Source organism: Pedobacter sp. AK017, from assembly GCF_014200825.1.
Taxonomy (GTDB): domain Bacteria; phylum Bacteroidota; class Bacteroidia; order Sphingobacteriales; family Sphingobacteriaceae; genus Pedobacter; species Pedobacter heparinus.
On sequence record NZ_JACHCW010000031.1, the window covers coordinates 1 to 26,987 of the forward strand.

Here is a 26,987-nt window from a genome sequence, read left to right on the forward strand (position 1 = left end):
TCGAAATACAGCACCAGTAAGTGGTTTACTCGCGTTGTCTGTCAACGCGCGCGGAGGGCCTTCCTCCATCGCCTTAAAAGCTTTTAAACTTTTTCCTTTGTTTAGTGCGTGGCACAGCATTACCTTTGTGGTTGGTTTGAGTTGATACTAAATGGTTATCACAAATTGTTTATCCCTTAATTGGGAAAGGTTAACTCAAATCTTGCCGGGTAGTGTATCGAGCACTATTCGGCTTCTTTTTGTTACCTGATTTCTGTTAACTTCTCTTTCGTAGTTCTCTTGTCATGTTAGCTTTTTTTAGTTTGGTTGTTTTTGACTATATTGTTATGAGGTTGGTTAGTCCTCGATGATCCTATGGATTATTTACGCTCACAATTACCTTTCTACCTTCTATTTTGAACTTTACAGCACCGGTTTCCTGTAGCATAGCCAATATCTTAGATACATTACTGAATTTGGATACTGTACCACCCAACGCCATGTTATCTACATTACCTTCGTATACAACATCTACATCATACCATCTGGCTACCTTACGCATAATGGTTTTAATATCTTCATTGGCAAACAGGAAGTAACCTTTCTGCCAGGCAACAGCCTCGTCTGCATCAACATCCTTTACACTTATCCCGGAGCTACCCGTGACAGTAGATTGTTGGTTGGGTTTTAATATTACTGTCCGGTCATCGCTACGCTTCCCACTAAGTAAGGATACTTTCACACTCCCTTCTAACAGCGTTGTCTTTACACCCGCTTCATCCTTGTAAGCACTAATGTTAAAGTGCGTACCCAGTACCTCTACTTCTTGTTGATCCGCTACTACTATAAAAGGCTTTTCCTTATTTTTAGCCACCTCAAAATACACCTCTCCATTTATTATCAAAATTTTGCGTTCCTTACCAATAAATTGTGAAGGGAAAGAAATTTTTGTGTCAGCGTTTAGCCAGGCCCGGCTGCCATCGGGCAAGGTGATCTGGTACATGCCGCCACGTGGGGTGCTTAAACTCGTCATCTCGACAGAGCGAAGCGACGAGAGATCTCTCCCTTCGGTCGAGATGACTGTGTTGTCATTATATCTCAAACTGTTCCCTGCAACAATTACCCCGGTTTTAACATCGCTTAGGAGTATGGTTTTACCATTGGCAAGGGTAAGGGTTGCGGTGTTTTTACCCGGGGCAATGTCGTTAGTATAGTTTGCAGAACCTGAACCAGGTTTAGGATTATTTGGTGCTTTAAAAAAGAACACGCCAAACACAATGGCTGCTACCGCAGCGGCAGCAATTGCAATACGTGGCCATAGTTTAATTGCTTTTGGTTTAACTAACTGTGGCAACCTGTTGCCAATTTGTTTTTGCCAATAAACATAATCTGGTTCCGGCAGCTCATCCCTCAGGTTTTTACTGCGCTGGTTATACCAGGTATGCAGCAATGCAACTTCTTCAGGACTACATTGGCCACTTGTATATTTTTGGATCAGTTGTTCCGCTTGTTGGTCTTTCATATCTGCTTACATTATTGCTGATATGGTTATGACTGACGAGCGTTAAGTTAGTGTAAGATTTATCTGAAAAAAATGTTAAATAATTTTCCGGTAACTGTTCTTCAGTGTTAATTAATAAGGCAAGCGTAAAAAACAAATGGATTTTAGCCTTCAATATTTTTAGCGCATTACTCATCTGTTTACGTACTGTATGGTCTGTAATATCCAGTTTATCAGCAATTTCCTGATAGGACAATTCTTCTCTTCTACTGAGCTCAAAAATTTCCCGCATTTTTTTAGGAAGCGAGTTAATTTCGGTTTCAATGCTTTCTGCCAGTTCCTTTAATTGAATGTATTCGTCTGTAGAACTTATGCCCTGCTCAATAAAATCAGCCAATGAGTTTAAGTGCGCAGCTTTAAGTTTACTCCGAGTAATCAGCGTAAATATTTTGTGCCTTACAGTGGTATATAAATAAGCAGATAAGCTGGTATTAATAACCAAATCAGGAGCTTTTTGCCAAAGTGTAGTAAACACATCCTGAATAACATCCGCGGCTTCATTGTCGTCGTACAGCATTTTCCTTGCATGACGAAACAATACTGCCCAAAAACGATTATAAATTTCGGTATAAGCCATACCATCTCCGCCCTTTAAGAAAGCAGTTAGTTCCTGATCAGTGTATGTGCTGTAAGCACTCATTTCCCTGTTATTTAAACCCTAGTATAAGTTACGAATAATTAATGCAATTCTATACATTTTTACCCGAATAAACCAAATGGTGTACTTTTGACACTCAAGCACTTAGCAACAAAACAGGCTTTGAATAAACCTCAAAGCCTGTTTTTAAAAGAAAATAATTCTATTATTTCATTAAGACAGTATCTTAATTAAAGTAATTTAAGCCTTCTGTTATTTAACCCCGCCAAATTTGAGTGCAAACTCAGCGATAAAATTTCTGGGCATTTGCGGAATTGTAGTTCCCCAGCCAATAAAATAATTTTCATTGTTCAGGTTATTGGCCTTAAGCCCTACCCTGTATTTTTGCTGATCATAACTTAAAGAAGCATTGATAACTGTATAAGCCGGTAAAGTAAATAAGCTCGTTGTACTAATAGCCGTAATGTTGCTGCTTGCATAATTACCACCCAAACCCAAACCAAAACCTCTTAAAACACCCTCACCCACGCGATAACTTACCCAGCCATTCACCATTGTTTTTGGTCCGGCACTTTCCGGACGCAAACCATCCACACTAGCCGAAGCTTTTAAGTATTTGCTGTCATTATAAGCATAACCAGCTACCAGGTTAAAACCAGGTATAGGATTAAATACGGCCTCAGCCTCAAATCCTTTGCTTAGCTGGTTACCGTTTTGTATGCTAAACCCTGGGCGGTCCGGATCTATCCGCACGGTATTGTTTACTTTAATATAGTAATAACTCATGGTACTGGTCAGCTTCCCATCCAGCAAGTTTAACTTTACACCTCCTTCAGTCTGATTGGCCTGTCTGGGTTTAAAAGTACTGATGCTTTGGTCGGGCTGGGTTACAGGAGCAACATTCTGAAAACCGTTCATATAGTTCGCAAATACAGACAGTTTATCCTTTATAGGCTGGTAAACCAGGCCAAACTTGGGGGCAAAGGCTGTCTGGTCATATTTACCAGTTGTTAAACGTGAATTTAGGTTAAATGTTCCCCTGTTTTCAAAACGATCTATGCGCAAACTTAGCAAGGCTATCAATCCACTGGTAATATCCAGCACATCCTGCACATAAGCACTATAGGTGCCTTGCGAAGAGCGGGTCCGGTTGGGCGTAGTCCCTTTAACACGGTCTGTCAATGCAATCTTGGTCAGCTGAGCATATGCTGCTGCCGTAGGATTGATGGCATCAATCTGGTCAAAAGCCACAAATGAGCTGCTCGCCCGGGTCTCCGTACGCATAAAATCCAACCCAACCAGCAACCTGTTGCGCAGTTCAGCAATTTTAAACTCGCTGGTAAAATTCTGCTGTAAATCAATCATTGCATTTTTGCTGTACAAAGATAAAGTTGCGTTTCGGGTAAGTAAAAGGTTACCTGGCGCCATACTCAAATAAGCCGAAGCACCGTTAGCATCGGTGCCAGAATAAGAGAAATTTGTCTGCGATTTCCAGCCTTTACCCATTTCATAATCTGCCTGGGCATAAAAATTACCGGTAGTTACAAAAGTTTCCATATCATCTCCTACAAACCTGCGTTTAAAATCAAAGTTAAGCTCAGCAGGTGTATGTACACCGGTAGCATTAGAGGCATCTGCAAACAAGCGATAAAAACCATTATTTTTACCTTTCATGTACTCCCCATCCAGAAAAATTGTCAGGCGGTCACTCAGCTTATACGTTAAGGATGGAGCCACAAAGGTGTATCCCATAAAACCCGCATCCTGGAAACTGCCTTCATAATGTTTGGCACCAGATACCCTAAATAGCAAAGTTTTATCCGCATTTAAAGGGACATTTACATCAGCTGTAACCCTGTTCAAGCCATAACTGCCTACCGAATAAGCAGCTGTTCCCTCAAAAACATCATGCGGCTTCTTCGTTACCCGGTTAAACAAACCACCAAAAGAAGTTAAGCTGCTGCCAAATAATGTACCAGAGGGACCTTTTATAGCTTCCAGACTTTCCAGGTTTACCGGATCAATATAGCCAACTGTCATCCCCGGCACCCCATTTCTTAAATAAGAAGCACCCGTAAAACCCCGCATGGCAACCGTACCACCTGGTCCGTTTCCATTGTTCTGCAATTGCAGGATGACACCAGGTACGTTCTTTAGCGCATCAGAATAGGTTACAATCATCTGATCAAGGATCAATTCCTTGCTCACAGAGGTATATACCTGAGGGTTTTCCAAATCTTTTAAAGGGATTTTGGCAACCGTAACGCTTGCAGACCTGGAGAATTTATTGGTTCGGCCGCCCCCAATAATTACTTCCTGTAGCTGAGCATAACTTTCAGTGAGGCTAAAATTAAGCTCCACAACTTCATCAGCACTAATACTAACGTTTTTTTGCAGCGGATTTAAACCAACAGCCGAAACCTTAATGATATAATCCCCTGGTTTTACCTTGTCAACTTGATAAGCACCCTTATTATCGGTAGAGGCCCCCTGCTTCTTTCCCAGCAGTTGTACCGATATATTTTGAGCGGGCTTCCCTTCGGAAGTTAGTACTTTCCCTTTGATTATACCCTCCTGGGCTAATGTAGCAGTACTAAGTGCAATCAAAATAGACAATAGAGCGTATTGTAGTTTTCTTTTCATATACATTATTTAGATTAATTCTAATTAATGCAAATCTATATAACATCAACCCAGTTACCAAATTATTTAAAACAATTCTAAATAAAAAATTAATCAGTTGAGATAGAACAGCTATCTTCTGCAGCACGAATGCTTATCTATGGTGATGGCAAGCTATATTGATGGTTATTATCAGGCCAACAGTACGGATCTGCTATACAATATCAGGTTGATTACTGCTGCCTAGCTACCGGGATAATGGGTTAACAAATACCCAATAGAAGAAATCATTAAGCCTACCAAACTTTCAAAAGAAGAAATCCAGGCCCTTCAAAAATAAAAACCCTGAGCATCTATTAAAAAACAGCCACCCCATCCAGGGCAGCTGTTTTAATTATTACTACCTAAATTTAAAAAACTATTATTTGTCAGTAATCACCACCACTTCTATTTCCCTTTCTTCTTCTTTGATTTCAAAGCCCGCCTTTTTCAACACTTCTATCACTGCCTTTTCGTTTTTCATATCAAAATGATCTGGAAAATCAACATCTATTTTTTGCCCTGAAACACCAGTTTCATCAATTAACGGCTTATTCAGACGGTCCATAAAGGATAAAACCTCTGCTACAGAATAGCTATGGATATATTTTTTTATACTATTATCTTCAAGATCTAACATCTGTTTATTGAATTTGGTCAGCGAGCCTGTGATATTGCTTTTATTATTTAAAACATAGCATAAAAGTGTTCGTTTCTCCTTACTTGCCGATACATTGAAATACCGCTTTAAATCATTCTTTAGATGATCACCAAAATTAAATGAAGCTACCGCTGTTGGCGCTATGGATAAATCATAACAATAGCTATAAGCGGAGCCGTACCTGAATCCATATTTATCAGGGTTTTTCACCTTTAAAATCACTCTGTTCTCCGGTAAGCCATTTATAATATCATAATAAGCTTCATTGATTAAAACCCTTAATGGCTGGTTTATTCTAAAAGCGCCAATAATTTCCTTTTTTTCGTTTAACCTCACCCCACTTCGTGTTCCAATCCCCCCAATATAGCTGCTAAACATGGCCCGGTAAATAAAACCACCGTCATCTCCGCCATTGTACCCCACCAGCAGTGGTTTTGTTTTATCAAAAACTTGTTCATTATTAATGGGCATCCCCGTGCTTGAACCTTCCAGCAGTTTTTTAATATTTAAACTTGTCACCTCATAAATATCCGTGATGGCAACTACAGTTCTGTTTCCATCGATCCATACATAATGGGGCACCGACTGATGTGGGAAATAATTATTCAACACGGCATCATGGATTGGAATGGGAAGACTGGGATAAAACCCAGTCCTTGATTTAAACTTTTCAAGCGTAGCAACTATTTTTTCTTGCGGATCATATTTAGGGTCATGTGGATTTACTAAGAGTATTTGGACCTGTTTATCAAAAGTCTTTTGCAAGGCCTCCATTTTGGGAAAGGCATCAATACAAGAGGAACAATAAACACTCCACATATCCAGTATCACCAGTTTCCCTTTAAAATCGGATAGTTTTACCTTTTTGCTTTTGTAATTCAATACATTTTCAAATACAATATCCGGCACATGGTCTCCTACCGATAAAGCCTTAATGCCGTCTTTTTGGCCATAGGCAGTTCCATTTAGCAGTATACCATATACTACCATAAAAGTCATTAATAGTTTCATATGGTTCTTGAACATTTAAATATTGTAATTTTAACGGGGCTTTTACCAGCCTGGATTTTGGGTAACCCCTAATTCAACAATATCAGTTGGCAAAGGCAGGGCATATCTGTCACCGTTCGGAGATAAAGTAAATGATTGTCCCATAAACACCCTTTTGGGAATGATATCCGCGTTTTCTTTATTTAATCTCTTAATATCCATCCACCTTAACCCACGGTTTAACAGTTCCTTCCTCCTTTCCGTCAAAACAATTTTTAATGCATCATTTGATGTGGGAGCGGTAAAAGGCGAAAATGTGTTGTCCCATCTTTTCAACAATAAGGTATTCAAATCGGCCAGCGCCTGGTCCTTCAACCCAATTCGCGCGTATGATTCTGCCCTGGTGAGATACATTTCATCGGTAGCAATCCCCGTAAAAAACTCATCATTATTTGAATAGTGTCCGTTAAAATTTTGATAATTTCCGTTGGGTTCAAAATATGCTTTTTTCCTCAGGTCATGATCAGCATAACTGGCGAATAAGGTGGTATCTGCCAAGGCCAGTCCATTGTATTGAATATACAAGCTATAACTCCTGGCTTCAGTATAAAAAACAGTTTCAGCATTAAACTTGCTGAAGGGATAACTGTTATTTATATTGACCTGACTGGGATTGTTATAATCCATCAAAGTATTTTTTATCCCTAAACATAAATTCGAATATTTTAATGAACTATCCGCTTTACCCATTGAAAGATAAGCCCTGGCCAATAAACCATAAGCTGCGGCCCTTGATGGCCGCAATACATGTTTTGGCTGGTCGGGAAGATATTTAACTGCATTTTTGGCGTCCGCAATAATTTGGTCGTACGAATCTTTAACATTCGCCCTTTGAGATTTAACATTAAAGTTTGATCCAAGCCTTAAAACAATACCCAAATCAGTTTGATAGGTATTTGGGTCGTAAGCTTTTGCATAAGTCCAGGCTAAATTCAGGAAACTATAAGCCCTGAAAAACAAAGCCGATCCTTTAACATTGTTCCAATCGCTTTCATTATACCCGTTTCTTTCCACTTGCTCTATTCTTTCCAAACATAGGTTTGAATTATAAACCACCGTGTAGGCGGCCGACCAGTCATTTTGAAAGGTATATTTTACAGGCAGCCAGCAATAAGCATTTCTGTTCACCTCGTCCTGCGAATTCAGCATATCATCAGTGGCAAAATAATTATCCGAAACAGTCTCCGCATACATTGGTGTGGACGTGTTCATGATATACCCATCGTCTAATAATGCTTGTAAATCGGCAATAGTTGTGGGCACGACCAATGAATTATTTGATTTTTCCTCCAGATATTTTTTACATGAAACTGCCGGTCCCAACAAACAAGTCATGATCAATATCCCGGCTATTTTATTGATTAATCTATTTTTCATCGTTTTCATATTTTCTTTTTCATTTCTAATAATGCTGTCCAGATCTTATAAGCGATCATGACCGCATCATAAAATTTAGCTTAAAAACCAGTTCTAAATCCAAAAGACCACGATTTCAATGGCCGTAGTACTGCCGGGTATTCAGGATCAATTCCTTCTTTATTGGCCCTCCAGAGGATACCCAGATTTGCTGCATTAAAGAAAAAAGTTAACCCTTGGGGCCCACTCTTCCTGAAAAGCTTCTTCTTCATCAAATATTCAAAGTTGATATACTGCAACCGGATATGGTCTCCCTTTAAAACATTAATTTCCGCTAAATCATAAAAACTATCCCTGTTTGAATTATTCGGATAAATAAATGATGGCACATTCGTTTTCAATTCATCACCAGGGCTTTGCCATCTTTTGGCATAATCGCTATGCCCGTTTCCATTGATCAGGTCACCGTAAGAAAGTGTTGATTTTTTAAAATAATAGCCGCCCATAAAAGAGATGTTTACAGCAACCGAAAAATTTCTATAACTAAATGAATTAATGAGCGAGCCTAACACAGTAGCTATTGCCGATCCTTTTAAAACAATATTTCCGTCCAGTCCTTTATTCATCCCTTCCTCGGCAATAGCCAGGTAATCTGTACTTTTTGCCCCGTTTAAATAGCCCTGAGGATTACCAGCAGCATCAAGCCCAGCCCATTTATAGGCAGCTATCGCATACAATGCCTGTCCGATTACAGGAGTAATTATACGGCCGCCACCAAGAATGTTACGCACATTTTTCGCCTCTTCCGTATAGTAATGGGTGGTCTTTTCATCTTTAAAGGTCAAATAAAGATCAGTCCTCCATCTAATCCCTCTGTTTATATTAAGGCTGCCCAAGGCAAGCTCGACCCCATGCCCTTCCATATTGGCCACATTTTTTGTTATCATATTATTTAAACCGAAAGTGGTATAATCCAGGGGCGTCAATCCGTACAGGTCACTGCCCACCTTATGATAATAATCTACGGATCCTTTTAAAAACTCACCCTTAAACGAAAAATCAACACCGGCATTTATTGTCCGTACTTTCTCCCATCTTAATTCAGGGTCATTTAATGCCCCCATACGTGCTACAGGGAAGCCGGAATCTGAATTATTTGAAATAAATCCTGCAATAGGCAGGGCCGATTTGCTTAAATCCACATTTCCGCTATACCCATAGGTAGCCCTGATCCTTAAAACCGGAAGGATTTCGGTATTATAAAATTTCTCGTTCGAAACGTTCCAGGCCACCCCTGCAGACCACAATGGTTTCCAACGGTCATTGGTATTTGCCCCGAAAATATTTGATCCGTCCCGCCTGGCACTGGCCGAGAAAATATACTTTCGGTTTAAAGTATAAGCAAAGTTGGTATAAACTGACACAAACCGGTTCTTAATGTCCGGAAATTGTACCGGCGCCCCTGGAATTAACCTGCTGATGCCATTTATACTGGTCCTGTAGGTTTTTGTAAAATCCACGTTTACAAAAGACAATGGGTCCTGGTTATAACCATATACCGTATTATTGTCCCCGAAACTATGCAGCTCCCTTACCTCGGCCCCTAATATCCCCACAATCGAATGGTTATTTCTCAAATGGTTAATGTTTAGCTGGGCCCTTGCTGTTTGTGACTCGACCGCATTATCTGTATTGGTTTTAATACCCCCTATAGGAACGGGGTTACGCAATAATGTGGCAGACTGTGACAAGTTGGTATATAGGTTAATTAAATTTCTTGCGGCATAGCTTTCCAAAGTTTGCAGCTGTTTTTTTTCTATATCTTGCTTTTGGTACTGGTAACTTAGATCAATGCTTAAAAAACTAAACAGTTTATAATCTAGGCCGAACCTTGCGTAGAGTTCATCTAAATCAGTTACCGTGGTATTGTGCTTGTATTCTTCGGTGGGATAATACTTCCAGTTCAATAATTTCCCCTTCCCAACAGTATCGGTATACAATTCCCGTATGTTGACCGCAACCGGCAGCGGGTTCCCGTTATCGTCTTTAAATCTTAAATACGGCACCCTTTTTCCATCTATGGTGGTATTGTTATAAGCGGGTCTGCCTGATTTGTTGTTACTTTTTGTATAATAAACGCTGGTCGTTAGCTGCAATTTATCCATAGGTTTAAATACGTTCTCGACTTTCATATTCAACTTATCAGATTGGGCATGCAGTTCATTTAAATTTCTATCATACCCCAAAAACATACTAAAAGCATTATTACTTGTTCCTCCCCTTAAATTGAGGCCATATTGCTGGGTGATGGCGTTTGTATAAAAATATTTGTTGTATTCATCCCTGATGTCTATCCCTTTTAGCGCATTAATTTGCGCCAAAGAATCTGCTGGTGAAATTTGCTTCAAAGTAGCTTTACGAAAAATTTCCACTGCTGGGGACAGCGGAGGCCTGGATGTATTGGAGAACCGGCTGTTATAGAAACCTTTTGCATACAGAAATTGCTCAAAATCAATATAATCGCCGGATGCCGTCTGGGGCAGATAAAAAAGATCAGGCTTGGAATTGACAATTACATTGGCATTTATACTTACCTGCAAAGCCTGATTAAAATTCCCCTTTTTTGTGGTCATCACAATCACACCGTTCCCCGCCCTTGCACCCCAGATAGCAGCCGCAGCCGCATCTTTTAGTATCGTAATATTTTCTACCACATTTGGGTTAATGTTGTTAATATCACCTTCGTAAATAAACCCATCCAGCACAACCAAGGGATCCAGCGGCCCATTGATTGTGCTTAGTCCCCTAATCGATATATTTAATTTCTTTTGCGGTGATAACGATTTCGTATCAAACATTACCCCTGTGGTCATACCGTTTAAACGTTTCAGGATATTGGTCCCCACCTGCTGGTTTAATGCATTGTTGTCTATGACCACCAATGACCCCGTTACTTCATTCGGTTTCACTTTCTGGTATCCTGTACTGGCCACATTCACCTCCTCCAGCTCCGCATTGGCCATCACCATTCTGATCATCCCCAGATCCTTCTCCGCCTTCAGCTCCCTGCGCTCATAGCCCACATAACTGATCAGCAGCACCGCATTTTCATCCACATTTGCCATATAAAACTCGCCCTGCGCATTGGTATTTACCTGGGTATTGCCTCCTTTTACCTTCACCGTTGCCCCCGGCAGCGGCTTACCCAGCGAATCCGTAACCACCCCACGCACATCAATAGCAGCCCAGCTATCGGCCAGGCGTTCCAGAAAGCCGGGTATTTTCTTTTCTATCACAACAGATTTGTCTTCAATTGAATACTGCAGAGGTTGCGTGCTAAATATTGTTTTTAAAACCTCATCCAGTTCCTTGTTTTCAACCTTAATAGTTACCATTTTGGCATCTTTAAGTATAGATCTGGTAAACAAAAAATCATAACCGCTTTGACTCCTGATTTTGCTTAAAACCTGGATTAAGGGGGCGTTATTTTCCGACAGGGTTATTTTTTGTGCATAAGAGCCTGCACTAACCTGCAATATAGCTGTGATCAATATGATGGTGGTTAGCCGCATAATCAACAGAAGTTTAACTAAGGTACGCGGTGGCGTCCATAGCTTTTTTGTGTAAAAACTGTACATTTGGTTTTCGGTTGTTACGGATGCCTTGTAATTTTCGAAGATTGGCAGGCAGCCGCTTAGTTGATAATTTTAATTATTAAAATGGCCGGATAAAGTCAGGTGCCTGTTAAAAAGTGCCTGGCTTTTTTTATGTAAAATTTTATCTCATAACAATTACACGCCTCCCTTCTACTTTAAAATGAATGGCATGGGTCCTTTCTAACATTTTCAGCACCTGGCTGATATTTTTAAACCTGGAAATTTCGCCATAATAACGTTCATCAGAGATGCTGTCCTGGTATTGCACTTCAATATCATACCATCTTGACAGCTTTTGCATCACGCTTGCTATGTTTTCATCATTAAACCGGAAATAACCATTTTTCCAGGCCACTGCAGCTGCTGCATCAGCTTGTTCAACCTTTATGGTGTTATGGTTTAATACAGCTTGCTGGTTGGGTTTCAGGATCGTACCATTCACATTTACACTGCCCTCTAACAAAGTAGTCTTCACGCTTCCCTCGTCCGCATAACTATAGATGTTAAAATGCGTACCCAAAACCTCAACCTGCTGCCCTTTGGATTTTACTATAAAAGGCTGATTTTGATTCTTAAAAACTTCAAAGTAGGCCTCCCCGCTTAATTCAACGCTACGTTTTGGTAATTTACTGAAGCTTGAAGGGAATTTAATGGACGAAGCGGCATTGAGCCATACCTTGCTTCCATCCGGAAGTACAATTTGATAGGTGCCACCACGTGGGGTGCTCATCACCACCTCATCAACAGCCTGCCCCGTTGCAGAACGGGGGCTAAGGCCTGTATCCCCCTGTGCTATTGCAGTGCCATCGTTGTACCTCAAACTACCCGCATCAACCACCAGCCCGGTTTTCACATCACTCAAGGCAATCACCTTACCATTGGCCAGTCTAAGTGTAGCGGTATTACGGCCGGGGGCAATGTCTTGAGATGCTGAAATAAATTCAGCATGACCAGGCGCTTTATAAAACCAGATTCCAAAAACAATTGCTGTTACTGCAGCAGCCACAACTGCAATCGGAGGCCATATTCTTTTAATGAGCGTAGAAGGTCTTCTTGCTGAAGGCGGAAGTTTAGCCCATATTTCATCCCTGATCTTGTCTGCTCCGGTATTGGAGTAACTGTCTGAGGCTGACTTTGCAAATTCATTAAAAGCATGGTTCACCTGCGCATTTTCATGCGGAGTTGTAAGTCCCTTGTTAAATTTTTCTAATAGTGCTCTTTCTTTTGAGTAGTCCTGTTCCATCTTATGCCCCTGGCTTAATTACTGGTTTAACGACCAACTCAGCTCAAAGTACCAGGCGGAACTAAAAAAAAATTAAAAAGGTATTTAGCGAATCTCCAAATTTACCTTTAAGGGCGCGGATGGCATTACTAACCTGATTTTTTACCGTCTGCTGTGAAATACCCAATTCATCAGCAATTTGCTGGTTTGTCTTATATTGCTTCCTGCTCATTTCAAAAATAATCCGCATCTTCTCCGGTAAATTTTGAATCTCCCTTTCAATCTGATCGTATAGTTCTTTTTCAATGTAAACTTGATCAGGCATTGATTCCCCAAATTGCATCACCTGTTGCAGGTGTTCAAGATATCTGGTTTCAACTTTAGTATGTTTAACAATATCCAGGATCTTGTTTTTTGTAAGGGTGTAAAGATGGGCGGCCAATGGTGTTTTAACGTCAAAATCCCCCTTCTTCAGCCAAAATATCGTAAACACTTCCTGTACCACATCCTGAGCTGCCGCTTCATCTTGTAGTAATTTGCGGGAAAACCTAAATAGAAGCTGCCAGTAACGATCATAGATAACTTCATAAACGGCCTCATTGCCAGACCGAAATAGCCTGGCCAAATCTGAATCGCTTAATTTTTGATCATCTTTCACGATAATTTCCCCATACCAATATACAAATAACGCAGCTAACTTAATTAATCTCCGGCATATACAAAAACCACGCTGTAATCCATCCGGATTAAAGCAACGATTTTTATAAAAACAGCCACCCCATCCGGGGCAGCTGTTTTAATTATAGCGTGCGTTTCATCATAAGCGTTAATTACAAACTCTTCGACTTCAAAGCTTCATCTAATCTTTCTTTTAAATCAATTAAATGCATTTGGCTCAGATGGTCTCCTCTTTTCATAATAGCTGATTTGGCAATAGCATTTGCAAGGTCTTTAATTTCATTTTTCACAATAGACCGGCTGTCAGTCATAAAACTTGCATCATAAAAAGCATCCGTTAAAATCTGAGTTGTTCCCTGTGGCTTGTTTAACAAGGATATCAATTGGTTTACATATACTTTTTGTAGATTTCTCCGGAACAGATCAATGGTCCTACCGCTATTTAATTCTTCAAATATGCCCTTTCGGAGATCCTGCAACAACTGGTTGATCGTATAGGCCCTATCAGGTTGATAGGTTTCAGACCACAGCAAAATTCCTATGGTGTTGTAGGAAAGTACCTTTTCCAGCACCGATCTCTGCAGATATACGAGATCATATACCCCACCTTCACCTGTTAAGCCATAAACCTCTTTGTTCATGATCCAAAAAGGCGTAGCAAACAATTCTTTGTTCAGAAACAATACTGCCTGCTGCTGCTTTTCAATTTCTGTATAGCTAACTACAGCACTTGAATCACTGGAGGTTTTGTAGTCTCGTTTAAAGCCTCCAATATTGGTAGCTACATGAAACAAGTAGCGTTTAAATTGTTCACAAGTTCCTTTATACATTCTGGCCAGGTAGGCATAATCTTCATCCTTATCATTGGTCCACAGAACAAGCTGCTCCATCACCCGTTTCAAATTTTTTATTCCATAGCTGCCAGCCAGCATCGCATTGTCTCCCAAATCCTCAGACTGGCTGCGTGGATCATTAGTGGCACCCTCATTTCCAAAGTAAAGCCGTTTGTTTTCATACAACCGTCTAACAATCCAGCGTTTAAAAAAGGCTTTTTCTTCATCAGGTGTTTTAAATGTATCCGGAAACCATTTATACCCCCATTCAATAGCCCATTCATCGTACTCACCAATTCGTGGAAATATACCGCTTTCTGATATGCTGTCCTCTGGCTGGGCTACATAATTGAACCTTGCATAATCCATGATAGATGGTGTATGACCATGTTTTTCAACCCATTTCTTGTTTCGCAAACTGTCCACAGGTACTGTAGAACTAGAACCAAAATTGTGTGTTAGTCCCAGGGTATGCCCTATTTCATGAGAAGACACAAACCTGATGAGTTGCCCCATTAGCTCATCATCCAGTTCCTTATTTCTGGCCCTGGGATCAATAGGTCCCGCCTGAATAAAATACCAGTCATGCAGCAATTGCATCACATTGTGATACCAGCTTACATGAGTTTCTAAAATTTCACCACTTCTTGGGTCATGTACGTGTGGTCCCATTGCATTTTGTACTACCGAGGGCTTATAGACAATTACATTATGCCGGGCATCTTCCAGACTAAAGGTTGGGTCATTTTTTGGGGTTTCAAGTGCATAGATGGCATTTTTGAATCCGGCTTTTTCAAAAGCTTTTTGCCAGTCGTTCACGCCCTCCATTAAATAAGGGACCCATTTTTTTGGTGTTGTTGGATCAATATAAAAAACAATTGGCTTTTCGGGCTCTACCAATTCTCCACGCAAATATTTATCTACATCCTTAGCCTTTGGTTGAATTCTCCAGCGGGCAATCATAGAAACATTTCTTATGGCCACACCTTGCGGATCTACATCATAATCGGTCGTTTGCGCCTTAAAATAACCAATTCTCGGATCAGAAAGCCTTGGCTTCATAGGCTTTTTAGGAAGCAATACCAACGAACTATTAAATTCATAGGTATTGAAGTTCGCGATATTGGAACCTGTACGATTGTATGTTTTAACAGTTCTAACCTCCACATTTAGTGGAAACGCTTTTACATACTTAATGTAAGATTTATCAGGCTGTAAGGTAGAAATGGGTAAAGTAGAGCGCCCGTCGTTTACTCCCACAAACAGCAGGCCTTCACCATTGATATAATCGGTGAACTTGAGTACCACACCTGAATCAGGACTGAACGCAGCAATATCAAAGCTGGCAATAATGGGGGGTATGGTCGAATTTTGGACAGACCTATACAAACCATTCTCTGTACTGTCCTTTGACACTTCGGCAAAGGACACACTGCTTAGATATATTTTGTTGTTTTCATTTTTGGAGAACCGGATAACACTTTCGCTCAGCTGGTCGCCTGGATAACCATATCCCCATGCTTTGGATCCAACACCAGATTTGGCAATTCTGCTTACCATTAAAATGTCCCTTCCCAATAAAGAATCAGGAATTTCAAAATAATAGTCCTTTTCTATATGATGAACCTTAAATAAGCCCTTGGAGGTAATTGCTTTCGTAGTAATTAAACTGTCGTAGGGTATTGGTGCCCCCGGTATTTTCTTCAAAGCCGTATCTGTTTTTACCTTCTGCCCATAGCCCGGTCCTGAAAAAACCATTAAAAAAATTACGCACAAGGGTATTGTAAAGAAAAACTGTTTTAATTTCTTAATCATAAGTTTTATATTAATTATTTATTAGTCCAGATGAATCACCTGGGGTTTTGCTCTACTCCGGTCATACTAATCACCGTAGGAGGAATCAGGAGTACACTTCGCAAATCATTTGGCGGAAGTGTGTACGTTACATTATTGATGATCCTGGTTAGCGTGATATTGGCTCCTTCCAGATTTAACCTTCTAATGTCCGACCACCTCAGTCCCCGGTAAACCAATTCCTTCCGTCTTTCTGTCAGTATTATACGAAGCGCCTCATCAGCATTCGATACAGTGAATGGTGTAAAAAAACCAGTTTTCCATCGGGTACTCAAAACCATATTCAAATCATCTAGTGCTGCAACTGTTTGACCCGATCTGGCAAAACATTCCGATCTTATAAAATACATTTCATCAGTCGCAATACCGTCAAAACACGTTGAAGGAGTAGTACCTTCATAACTTCCCCTAAAACCATAAGTACCCGCATTCACACCGGTGTTTGCTTGGTAGTAAACAACCTTTCTCAAATCATTATCAGCATATGATTTATATAGTGTACTATCTATCCTCGCTCTTGCGCTTGCTAAAAAATTAGTGAATGTTGGTACACTATAATAAATCGTCTCCTTATTGAACCGCTCAAAAGGAGGGTTCTTTAAAGGAAATAAGGTATTAAAATCGATCAGGCTGTTATATTTCTGCAGATACAGATCCGCATAATGTCCTGCATTTACATAATCCCGCATCGTCAGATAAGTCCTGGCAAGCACACCATACACTGCAGCTTTATTAGGCCGGGTAGGAAAAAGTGAAACTTCCGGCAATAATTCAGCTGCCAGCTTCAAATCATTGATGATCTGGTCATAAGTCTGCTGAACTGTTGAGCGCACAGACTTATCTTCAATTGCTGCAGACAAGCGAAGTACAATACCAGGATCACTGTTAGCACTCGTAGAATAAGGCTTGCAAAACAGATCAGAAAGCCGTTGAAAAGCAAATGCCCTGTAAAAAAGAGCTGAGCCCTTGATGGCATTGTATCTGGCTTTGTCATTTTCCGAGGGGTTAATCTCCGGCAAAACATCCAGCACAACATTGGCATAATAAACCGGTTGCTGATAGCCCAAATTCCATGCACCAATGGTTGCAGCGTTCGGATCCCAAAGATATTGTTGTCTTAAGTCCAGGTCCCTTGACAGGAAATCAGCTGTTTTCATATAGTAATTATCGGCAATTAGCTCAGTGATATGAGGTCCACGCTTATTCATATAATCGTGTAGATCTAACAATGCCTGTAAATCATCCAACGTACGTGGAACTACTAAACTTTTAACAGCTTTTTCATCCAGGTACTTTTTGCAGGAAACAAGAGGTATAGATAATATGCCTATTAAAAACAGCACTTTAATCTTATTTATATTGAGGTAACACATAAATGTAATTTTGAGGTTCCAATTAAAAATTAAAATTTAAACCGAAGGTCCATGATTTTGACTGAGGGGTATTGGATCTGGAATAATCCGGGTCAACAATCGATTTGTCTTTGCGCCATAAGATGATATTTAAATTGTTGACATACAGATAGCATTGAAGGTTATTGAAAAAAAGCGGTTTATTTCCCTTTGTCAAAGTATATTGAATCCTCACATCCTGTAACCTGATATGATCCCCACGTTTAACATTAGCTTCAGAGTTTGCGAAGAACGCATCACGGTTTGTATCATAAGGATAAACCATAGACGGAACAATAGTATGCGCTTCATCTCCGGGCTTTTGCCAGCGGTTATAAAAATCTGGATGACCATCCCAGCTTTTAAACAGACTGGCATAATTGATACTTGTTTTCCTGAAATAATATTGCAGCCGATAAGTAATATTCGAGGAAATGGATATATTTTTCCAGGAAATGATATTTGAAAAGAATCCTGAATATAATGGCAGTGAAGAACCATGAAATACCTGGTTGCGTAACGAATCGTTAAATATTGCCGAATAATCCTTACTTACTTCTCCGTTCAAAATGCCCTGAGGATCCCCATTTAACGGATCTAAACCCGCAAATCGATAGCTGGAAATTCCCCATGCCAGTTGTCCTTCAACCGGGTTTATCCCGTATTCAATAAATTCACTTGCTTTAAATCCACCATTATAATATCTGGTCACAATTGTTTTATTATAACTTAAGCCCACACTGCTTCCCCATTTTATCAAGCCGGTAGTATTTCTTGAGTTTAGCGTGATATCCACTCCTTTGCCTTTTAAGCTTGCCACATTAACCACAAATTCATTCACTCCGCTTGTTGGGTCTACTGGTGTTGGAGCGATAACATCGTTCGATTTCTTCCGGAACCATTCCACACTTCCGGATATCCTATTGTTCAAAGCACTAAAATCAACTCCTATGTTCGCCATTCCTACTTCTTCCCATCGCAAATCCGGATTTGGCGGGCTAACGAGGACAGCAGTAGGGAGTCTGGTATATTCTGCCGGGTCGCTATATAGCATGGATGCCAGTGCCGATCGCAAATTGTCTACATTCCCCATATAACCGTAAGAAGCTTTCAACCTTAGTGCAGGCAGCCATTGCAAATGATAGAAGGCCTCCCTGGAAATATCCCAACTACCCCCCGCAGACCATAATGGTTTCCATTTATTATTAGTTCTTGCACCAAATACATTAGCACCATCTCTCCTTCCGCTTAAATAAAAAGTATACTTGTCGTCATATGTATAGTTAATATTAGATAAGATCGAAACAAACCGGGCTACTGGATCCTCTCCAACCCTCGCACCCTGACCAATACGCAAATTTCCAGTTAAATTATCATAAGCAGGATACTCAGCTTCATAATTAAGTCCTGTAGCATAAGTAGAAATGTCATCGTTATATCCATAAAACCTATTGGAACTGTATGTGCCTTTATTGCCAGAAATTTCCCCGGCAATAATTGCCGTCAATTGATGTTTCTCAGAAAATTCCTTGTTAATATTCACCTGTGCCCTAAAATTATTGCTTAGAGAATTGGTATTTCCGACATCTAAGATACCACCCATAGGAAGATTTCTGATCAACATTCCATCCACAAACTGACTGTACTTATTGATCATATCTCTCGCATAATAACTATCCTGACTGTAATAGTTACGCAAATCACCCTTTACTTTTTGATATTGATATCTCGTTTCTATTTTTAACCAGTCGGTTAGCTGATAACTAAGACCTAAATTCAGGATAGCGGAAAGCGTCGTATTGTTGTTGTCGCTCCTGGATATTTCCTCCAACGGCCTGTAATTCCAGTCCAGTAACTGACCATGACCTGCGGTATCAATGTAACTTTGCCTAATCGCAACTGGCAAGGCCAATTGGTTTCCCCTACCATCAAACAGTTGGGCATACGGATAAATCGACGGCACCACAAAAGATAGGGAGCCATTTATATCTTGCTGAGACCTTTGTCCCAGATTAATTCCTACCTCAACTTCAAAATTCTTAAAAGGTCTCAATGTATTTACCGAGTTCAGGGTATATTGATAATTCCCTTTACTGCCTTTTATGGTAGAACTATTTTGATTAAATCCAGCCGAAAGCAGGTAATTCATCACAGGGCTGCCACCACTTATACTCAACTGTTGTTGCTGCTGAATTACATTCCGATAGATATATTTGTTCAGGTCTCTCCTGTAATCAGCCGATTTCAATTTGTTCAATTCTTCAGTCAGCTTTTCCTGCGAAATCGCCCCTTCTTTTTCTTTTGCCAGCCATTCAATGGCCGGAGATACTACCGGGCGTTCAAAATTATTGCTCAGATCACTATCATAATATCCTTCATTAAACAAAAATTGCTCTACACCAATCAGATCTGCATTGCTTATTTTGGGTTGATAAAAAAGATTTGTTTTTTCCTGGATGCTTACATTCGAAGACGCAGATATACTTAGCGACTGATTATATCTTCCTCTTTTGGTGGTGATAACAATCACTCCATTTGCCCCCCTCGATCCCCAAATGGATGCTGCCGCTGCATCCTTCAAAACGGTAATATCCTTAATATCATTTGGGTTCAGGTTAGTTAATTCACCTGCATATGGAAAATTATCTACAATAATCAGCGGAGCAAAGGCGCTTCCGTTAGATTGCATTCCCAATGTACTAATTCCCCTTATTTGTATTGGTGGGCCACCTTTTCTGTCAAATAAAACACCAGATACCGTCCCGTCCAGCCTTTCGAGTATACCCATACCAGCACGGCGGCTATAGGCAGTACTATCAAGCATCACAGCCGAACCTACAAACCGCTCCTTAGAGAGTTTCTGATAACCGGTTGAAATGGTAACCTCAGTGAGTTCACTGACTACAATTTCCAACTTGATGGGCCCAACTTCCTTAGAGGCCCTGATTTCCCTGGTTTTATAACCAGTATAAGAAATGACAAGAACAGCCGTTTCCGCTACATCAGAGATAAAAAACTCGCCCTGCGCATTGGTATTTACCTGAATAGTACTCCCCTTCACTTTTACCGTTGCCCCCTGCAGCGGCTTACCCATCGAATCCGTAACCACCCCCCTAACATCAATAGCAGCCCAGCGATCAGCCAGGCGTTCCAGAAAGGAAGGCGATTTAGGCTTAATGATTACGCTCTTATCCTCAATTTTATAGGCTAAAGCTTGCCCTTTAAACAACTCGTCCAGTACATCCGGTAGTTCAGCATCTTTTACCTGTATAGTAATGGATTTAAGGTATTTAATGGTCTTGTTGGCAAACAAAAAGTCGTAGCCCGTTTGTATTCTTATCTTTTCAAGTACTTTGCGTATGGGTACATTTTTTTCAGACAATGACACTTTCTGTGCAAAGCCAGCTGCACTCACCTGCATTATGGTTACGATCAATATAAAGGTGGTTAACCTCATTATCATCAGTATTTTGGCCATACCCGGAAGGCACCGCCTTTTGGTGTAAATTTTATACATTTGTTTTTAAGTTTGGTTGCGTAGCCCCTAGATTTTCCAGATTGCAGGGCTTTCGCGTTTAGTTGATTGTTTTAATAATAATTGTGCTTCCAGATTTGGCCAGGGTTCCGCGCTAACGGAGTTCTGGCTTTTTTATGGGCAGCTTTTGTAGGTGCTACTGAATAACGGTTACCCTCCTTCCCTCTACTTTAAATTTAACACTTTCTGTTTCTGAGAGCATTTTCAGCACCTGGCTGATATTTTTAAAGCGGGAGATTGTACCTGTAAAACCATCGGGTTTTGGTATGTTCTGGTAAACCACATCAATGTTGTACCAACGCGAAAGCTTCAGCATAATGCTTGCTATATTTTCATTGTTAAAACGAAACAAGCCGTCTTTCCAGGCCATTATTTCTGCTGCATCAGCTTGTTCAACCGTTATGGTGTTATGGTTTAATACAGCCTGCTGGTTAGGTTTCAGGATCGTACCATTCACATTTACACTGCCCTCTAACAAGGTAGTCTTCACACTCCCTTCATCGGCATAACTGTTGATGTTAAAATGCGTACCCAAAACCTCTACCTGCTGCCCTTTGGATTTTACGATAAAAGGCTGATTTTTATTCTTAAAAACTTCAAAGTAGGCCTCGCCACTCAGCTCAACCACTCGTTTTGGCAATTTACTAAAGCTTGAAGGGAATGTAATGGATGAAGCGGCATTGAGCCATACTTTGCTCCCATCCGGAAGTACAATTTGATAAGTGCCACCACGTGGGGTGCTCATCACCACCTCATCAACAGCCTGCCCCGTTGCAGAACGTGAGCTAAGACCTGGATCCCCCTGTGCTATTGCACTACCATCGTTGTACTTCAAACTCGAAGCAACAACAACCAGCCCGGTCTTCGCATCACTCAAGGTAATCACTCTGCCATTGGCCAGTTTAAGCTTAGCTACATTACGACCGGGGGCAATGTCGTTGGCGGAAAGATCCCTCGTCGCTTCCCTTCCCTCTGGATGACGGCTGCTCATGTAATAAGCTTTAAAGAAGAATACCCCAAACACAACCACTGCTACCGCAGCAACAGCTGCTACTAAGCGCGGCCAAAGCTTAATAAGCGGTTTGCCCTGAACATTTAACCCCCTCCATACCTGATCCATTGAAGTTTCAATTTTTTCATAATCGGGTGCAACCCGCTCTTCCTTCAACGCCAGGTACCAGCCCTCAATTAAAGCCAGTTCTTCTTCAGTACATTCGCCCCGTTCATATTTTTCGGCTAATATTTTTGCGTCTCTTTCAACCATAGTACCAGACTATTATGTGCCTTCCAATACTATGTCAATCATTTATGGAGTATGGGGTACAGGAAACTGAAAGAAATTTTAATATTTAATTAAAAAAAGGAGATAGGTAAACAGTCCAAGCTTTGTACGCAATATTCTTAAAGCCCTTTTTACCTGTGTTCGTACAGTGAGTTCCGATATACCCAGTTCTTCGGCAATCTCTTTATGGCTACGGTGCTTAATTCTGCTGAGTTCAAAAATATGTCGCATGGCCGGCGGTAAAGCTGCAATTCCATCTTCAATCAGCCTGGCAAGCTCCTTTTGCCTCACCAGATGGTCGGCCTGCAAATGATCCTCATCTATATAGCATTGCAGGGAATCCAGGTATTTATTTTCCGTTTTTTTATACAGCAGCAAATTGATGATCTTATACCTTATGGCCGAATAAAGATAGGCCGATAATTTTCCTGTAAGGTTTAATTGCTTGTGGTTGTTCCAAAAAGAGGCAAAAAACTCCTGCAGTACATCTTTAACATCGTCCTCATTTCTTAACCGCTTGTGTGCATGTACATACAGCAAACCATAATACCTTTTATAAACTTCTTCAAATGCAGTTGCATCTCCCCCTTTAAGCAAGGCAGCAAGTTCCTGATCAGAATATACGCTATAAGCAACCATGATATTTTTATCCCTTTCTAAAGTTAAGGAAAAACACAGCCAATATTAATCATTAATCCGGAATTAATATATCAAAAAACAGTCACCCCATCCAGGGCAGCTGTTTTAATTATTACTACCTAAATTTAAAAAACTGTTTGCTCTGCCAAATTACATTCCGTTCTCCCCTGTCAATATAAGCCTCAAAACATATTTTATTAGGCAATTCTTACATAAAACCGTGAATTTAGCTGATTTTCGGCCAACTTAGGTTTCCCAACTTTCACCAGAGTAGCTTTGCTGTGTAATTAAACCAGTAATAATGCAAGAACAAACCAGCACTGCAGCACACCCAAAACAAAAAAGAGAACCTAAGCCTACAACTTTCATTGATGCCTTTGTCGACTTTAGCTTTAAAAGATTGTTCGCCACAGAAGAAAGTAAACCAATTCTGATAGGTCTGTTAAACCACCTCTTTAAAGGCAGAAAATACATTACTGAAATTGAATACGGGAAAAATGAATTCCCCGGTGAGATAGCCCAGGAAGGTGGGGCTGTGTTTGATGTTTATTGTACCGATGTTAACGGCAGCAAGTTCATTATCGAAGTCCAGCGTGGCAACCAGGAGTATTTTAAAGAGCGGGCGCTATTTTATGTCTCCAGAGCAATCAGTGAACAAGCTCCAAAAGGCGATAGAAAGGGCTGGGCTTACAAGCTTACTGAAGTGTATCTGCTTGCATTTTTAGAAGACTTTAACCTGCCAGATAGCCCAAAATCTGAATATGTACAGGATATCTGTCTCGCTAACAGGCACACTGGCATAATATTCTATGATAAAGAATTTGATCAGTTATTTACCCTGGCTAATTATGCCAGTTTAACACCAGAGGAACGTGATATGTACAATTCAAGTTTAAAGCGCAAGTGGGATAACAAAAACGTACTGGATTACGCGGCTAAAAAAGGTCTGGAACAAGGATTACAACAAGGCGAACACAAAAAAGCGGTTGAAGTTGCAAAAACTTTATTAACAAAGAATATTGATCTCAACATCATTTCCGAAGCAACAGGCTTAAGTCAAGAAGAAATCCAGTCCCTTCAAAAATAAAAACCCTGCACATCTAAAACCCAGAACATCCATCCTGGAAACTGTTCGTCTTGTACTGGCACATCGGCCAGCGAATCTTCCTGGAAGAGAAGGAAGAAAAAGACCGCACTGATTATGGGAAGTTTTAGAAAAAAGTATAATCAATTGAAAATGAACAATATGAATACAAAACAAACTATTTAACCTGGCTTAAATAAGTTATCTTGGTATTGGTTGGAAAGCAGGTAAACAATGTTTTAAGCCCGCTTGGCAGTTTGTAGTAAATTTTAACATATTTTATAAAATGGGAGCCTGGAAATTAAGTTTTCGGGCTCTTTGTATCTGCAGCCCAATAACATCTTTCTGTTAGCCCAGCCTCCCTTCCGGAAAAGAAAAATAATCGATTTCTCACCATCCAATATCATTTCATACAGTGATTGGCATCACAATTAATTTATTTTAATAAATGAGTTTTAATGTCATCTTCATATTAATTACACAGGCCAATCCATTGCTTGTTCTGTTGAAGGTTAAAGTTCCATTAATTGTATTTTCGGTCATAGTACCTGTAAAGGAAGCATTGTTCTGAGGGAAACTGATTGGGTCCTGATTAAAGGTTATGGTGATAGTTTGCCCGCTAATGGAAGAATTCTTCAATGAATAACCATGATTATTTGTGGGATAGCCAACTACCGGATTAGTTTTGATCTCCTTTATTTCATTCATTGTTGCATCCACATCTGCCTCAATAACCTGATGGTTTTGCTTGTTGAGTTTTATTGCAAAATGGACATTTGTATATTCAACTGTAAAATTCCCTTCTCCAAAAGCAATTTTTCCGGTCGTGGAAAGCCCGCCGGTGAAAAATGAATCATCCTGCAATTGTGTGTTTTCTGTTTGGGCTTCCGGACTAGCCGGAGGTACGTCTATCCTATAATCATCCGTTGTATTAACATCTGTTGAGGAGCTTCCTGTATCTATATTGCCATTAGACGGATTCTTTAAGATGTCTAGTATTCCAATAGCACCACCAATAGCGCAGCCTAAAGGACCAGCCCCGATAACACAACCCGCAGTTGTTGTAAGCGCAACCTTAGCCAACTCCAGTTGTGTCAATCCTGTTGATGCAAGGATCAGCTGGTTGAGGAAAGTCCCGCTACCAGAGCTCGACATCAGATTTGAAAATAATAAAATTCCAGAGGCAATTGAAGTATATGATGTCTGGCTTTCTACAATGTATTTACCAACCACTGCTGTGTTAGACAAAGTAAATTGGGCCCTTAATTTGGAAGTAGTTGAGTTGAAATCATAATCAAATACGGCCACCTTTGTTTTACCACTTACACTGTAATCAAAAGTTACCAATGCATTCAGTTTACTGCTGCCATGCGTAATGAACAGTGTTTTCACCCTCAGTTCATCATCAAAAAAGACATTAATAGAAGTATCCACCGCAATTTTCTTAATCACCATCTGCTTAATTTTATTTGGTGTGCCATCTGAGTTAAATGATCCATAACAGTATTGCTTTATGGTGCCCTCGCTATTTACATACACAGACTGCAAAGCATTTGTCGCATTTGAATATTTACTGTTATTAATAACTGACAATTTCCCAGACAACAATTCATCATTTTTTGAATGCTTTTTACAAGAATTATGAACGAAAGAAACCAAAAACATTATAGTTAAAACTGGGAAAAAAAACTTTACTCTTTTCATCTTCTTTTTTTAAAATTAAACATATAGGGATTGTGGCTTACATTGATAAACACAATCAATATTTAAAGATCAATTCTAAATATTTACCTGACAATAGCCATAAATGGCTATTGCTTTATTGGGTTAAACGATGCTATCTGCTCCCCATTTAATTTCATAACAGCAACAAAATTAAGATAAAAGGCATTGTATCTGTAAATTATTTACTAAAAATATTAGCAAAAATATTGGCTATGCCGGCTTGAATTGCTTATATTTACAGTAACCAATTCATAAAAACATGTACACTTCAATTACACCAACAGCCTACCTGCTACACGATACTGAAAACTTTTATTACCGCAGCAAAAACTCTTTAAACCGGCAATATATTCCAGGCAACAGTTACCATACCTGCAAAATGGCAAAAGAAGTGATTGGCCCCGGGCAAAGCGGTTACTGGCTGATGTTGTTTGATGGTTCAGGTACCTTAAAGCATACCCAAAAAATGGGTGCTGCAGGGGAAGGTTTCGGCGAGATCAAAAACCTGTTGCAAACTGCTTTGCAGCACCAGTGCTTATCTATGGTGCTGGTAAGCTATACCGATGGTTATTATCAGGCCAACAGTACAGATCTGCTATACAACATCAGGTTGATTACTGCTGCCTACGGCATCAGTATGGTACTTTTAGACCATATTGTTATCGAGTTTGACGGGTATTATAGCTACAGGGATAATGGGTTGCTTACGTATTTGGAAAATTAGGGCCTGATTTGTTTTTTTAAGTCTTATCAATATCTGGTAATCCTGAATTGGCTTAACAAAAAGGTGCTATCCGTATTTTACTTTACAGACCCAAAATATGGATGATTTAAGGGAGATCATATTTCTTCTTGCTTGTACCATATGATGGTTTAATGTGGCATTTTATTAGTTATTTATCATGGCTAATTATGCCAAATTTTATTAATTTTAATAGTGCAAACCATTATATTTAATCTACATGTCCGACTATCCACAAATCCTAATCGATATCGAAACCCACAACGTCAGCGGTATCCAACATTATTTCAAAAATGGAGGCAGTCCGAATGACGTACTGAACAACCTGCCCCTATTCACCACCATGGTAGAAATGTATAGCCGCGGGCCAAAATTTCACTTTTGTATACAGGCATTTATAAACGCGGGGCTCCAATTTGAAGACGAAGCCTTGCTGGCGGTTCTGGCGGACGATGCAATCAAGCTTGAAAATATCCTAAA

At 40.1% G+C, this 26,987-nt stretch carries 16 protein-coding genes and 1 pseudogene; 3 read left to right on the top strand and 14 right to left on the bottom strand.

The features are described 5' to 3' along the window. Positions 1-352 precede the first annotated feature (352 nt). From HDC92_RS24510 to HDC92_RS24570, 13 genes are all read right to left on the bottom strand, one after another. Entirely contained in the window at positions 353-1,501 is a 1,149-nt protein-coding gene (locus HDC92_RS24510; protein WP_183877518.1) for a FecR family protein, read from the bottom strand. Next, positions 1,446-2,180: an RNA polymerase sigma factor gene (locus HDC92_RS24515; RefSeq protein ID WP_183877519.1), complete on the bottom strand. Its 735-nt coding sequence runs from the start codon at positions 2,178-2,180 to the stop codon at positions 1,446-1,448. The genes HDC92_RS24510 and HDC92_RS24515 overlap by 56 nt, the downstream gene beginning before the upstream one ends. A 210-nt stretch (positions 2,181-2,390) precedes the next feature. Further along, positions 2,391-4,781 (bottom strand): TonB-dependent receptor, encoded by a 2,391-nt coding sequence (locus tag HDC92_RS24520; RefSeq protein ID WP_183877520.1) that lies wholly within the window; start codon positions 4,779-4,781, stop codon positions 2,391-2,393. 400 nt (positions 4,782-5,181) lie between these two features. Further along, positions 5,182-6,471 carry a TlpA family protein disulfide reductase gene (locus HDC92_RS24525; protein WP_183877521.1) on the bottom strand — a complete coding sequence of 430 codons (1,290 nt, stop codon included), beginning with the start codon at positions 6,469-6,471 and terminating at the stop codon, positions 5,182-5,184. A gap of 42 nt (positions 6,472-6,513) precedes the next feature. Then, entirely contained in the window at positions 6,514-7,887 is a 1,374-nt protein-coding gene (locus HDC92_RS24530) for a RagB/SusD family nutrient uptake outer membrane protein (protein ID WP_183877522.1), read from the bottom strand. Positions 7,888-7,967: 80 nt separating this feature from the next. Further along, the gene (locus HDC92_RS24535) at positions 7,968-11,438 is read right to left on the bottom strand and encodes a SusC/RagA family TonB-linked outer membrane protein (protein WP_183877523.1); all 3,471 of its coding nucleotides are present in this window, start codon (positions 11,436-11,438) and stop codon (positions 7,968-7,970) included. Positions 11,439-11,643: 205 nt separating this feature from the next. Next, positions 11,644-12,765 carry a FecR family protein gene (locus tag HDC92_RS24540; RefSeq protein WP_183877524.1) on the bottom strand — a complete coding sequence of 374 codons (1,122 nt, stop codon included), beginning with the start codon at positions 12,763-12,765 and terminating at the stop codon, positions 11,644-11,646. Between the two features lie 61 nt (positions 12,766-12,826). Then, complete coding sequence (locus HDC92_RS24545; protein ID WP_183877525.1) at positions 12,827-13,369, bottom strand: RNA polymerase sigma factor; 543 nt, start codon at positions 13,367-13,369, stop codon at positions 12,827-12,829. Between the two features lie 205 nt (positions 13,370-13,574). Beyond that, entirely contained in the window at positions 13,575-16,070 is a 2,496-nt protein-coding gene (locus HDC92_RS24550) for a zinc-dependent metalloprotease (protein WP_183877526.1), read from the bottom strand. A gap of 35 nt (positions 16,071-16,105) precedes the next feature. Continuing rightward, on the bottom strand, positions 16,106-17,482 hold the full coding sequence (locus HDC92_RS24555; protein ID WP_183877527.1) for a RagB/SusD family nutrient uptake outer membrane protein: 1,377 nt from the start codon (positions 17,480-17,482) through the stop codon (positions 16,106-16,108). A gap of 22 nt (positions 17,483-17,504) precedes the next feature. Continuing rightward, on the bottom strand, positions 17,505-20,957 hold the full coding sequence (locus HDC92_RS24560; RefSeq protein ID WP_183877528.1) for a SusC/RagA family TonB-linked outer membrane protein: 3,453 nt from the start codon (positions 20,955-20,957) through the stop codon (positions 17,505-17,507). Positions 20,958-21,171: 214 nt separating this feature from the next. Beyond that, positions 21,172-22,299 carry a FecR family protein gene (locus tag HDC92_RS24565; RefSeq protein WP_183877529.1) on the bottom strand — a complete coding sequence of 376 codons (1,128 nt, stop codon included), beginning with the start codon at positions 22,297-22,299 and terminating at the stop codon, positions 21,172-21,174. A gap of 78 nt (positions 22,300-22,377) precedes the next feature. Further along, complete coding sequence (locus tag HDC92_RS24570) at positions 22,378-22,956, bottom strand: RNA polymerase sigma factor (protein WP_183877530.1); 579 nt, start codon at positions 22,954-22,956, stop codon at positions 22,378-22,380. Positions 22,957-23,257: 301 nt separating this feature from the next. Between HDC92_RS24570 and HDC92_RS24575 the strand changes: the two genes are divergently transcribed. After that, a complete protein-coding gene (locus tag HDC92_RS24575) occupies positions 23,258-24,043 on the top strand; it encodes a PD-(D/E)XK nuclease family transposase (protein WP_183877531.1) in 786 nt (261 codons plus the stop codon). Positions 24,044-24,481: 438 nt separating this feature from the next. Here the strand turns inward: HDC92_RS24575 and HDC92_RS24580 are convergent, their stop codons facing one another. Then, positions 24,482-25,495, bottom strand: coding sequence for a hypothetical protein (locus HDC92_RS24580; protein ID WP_183877532.1), 1,014 nt, complete (start codon positions 25,493-25,495; stop codon positions 24,482-24,484). Between the two features lie 529 nt (positions 25,496-26,024). Between HDC92_RS24580 and HDC92_RS24585 the strand changes: the two genes are divergently transcribed. Beyond that, positions 26,025-26,489 (top strand): JAB domain-containing protein, encoded by a 465-nt coding sequence (locus tag HDC92_RS24585; protein ID WP_183877533.1) that lies wholly within the window; start codon positions 26,025-26,027, stop codon positions 26,487-26,489. 238 nt (positions 26,490-26,727) lie between these two features. Further along, positions 26,728-26,987, top strand: a pseudogene (locus HDC92_RS24590) (ankyrin repeat domain-containing protein); the annotation flags it as partial.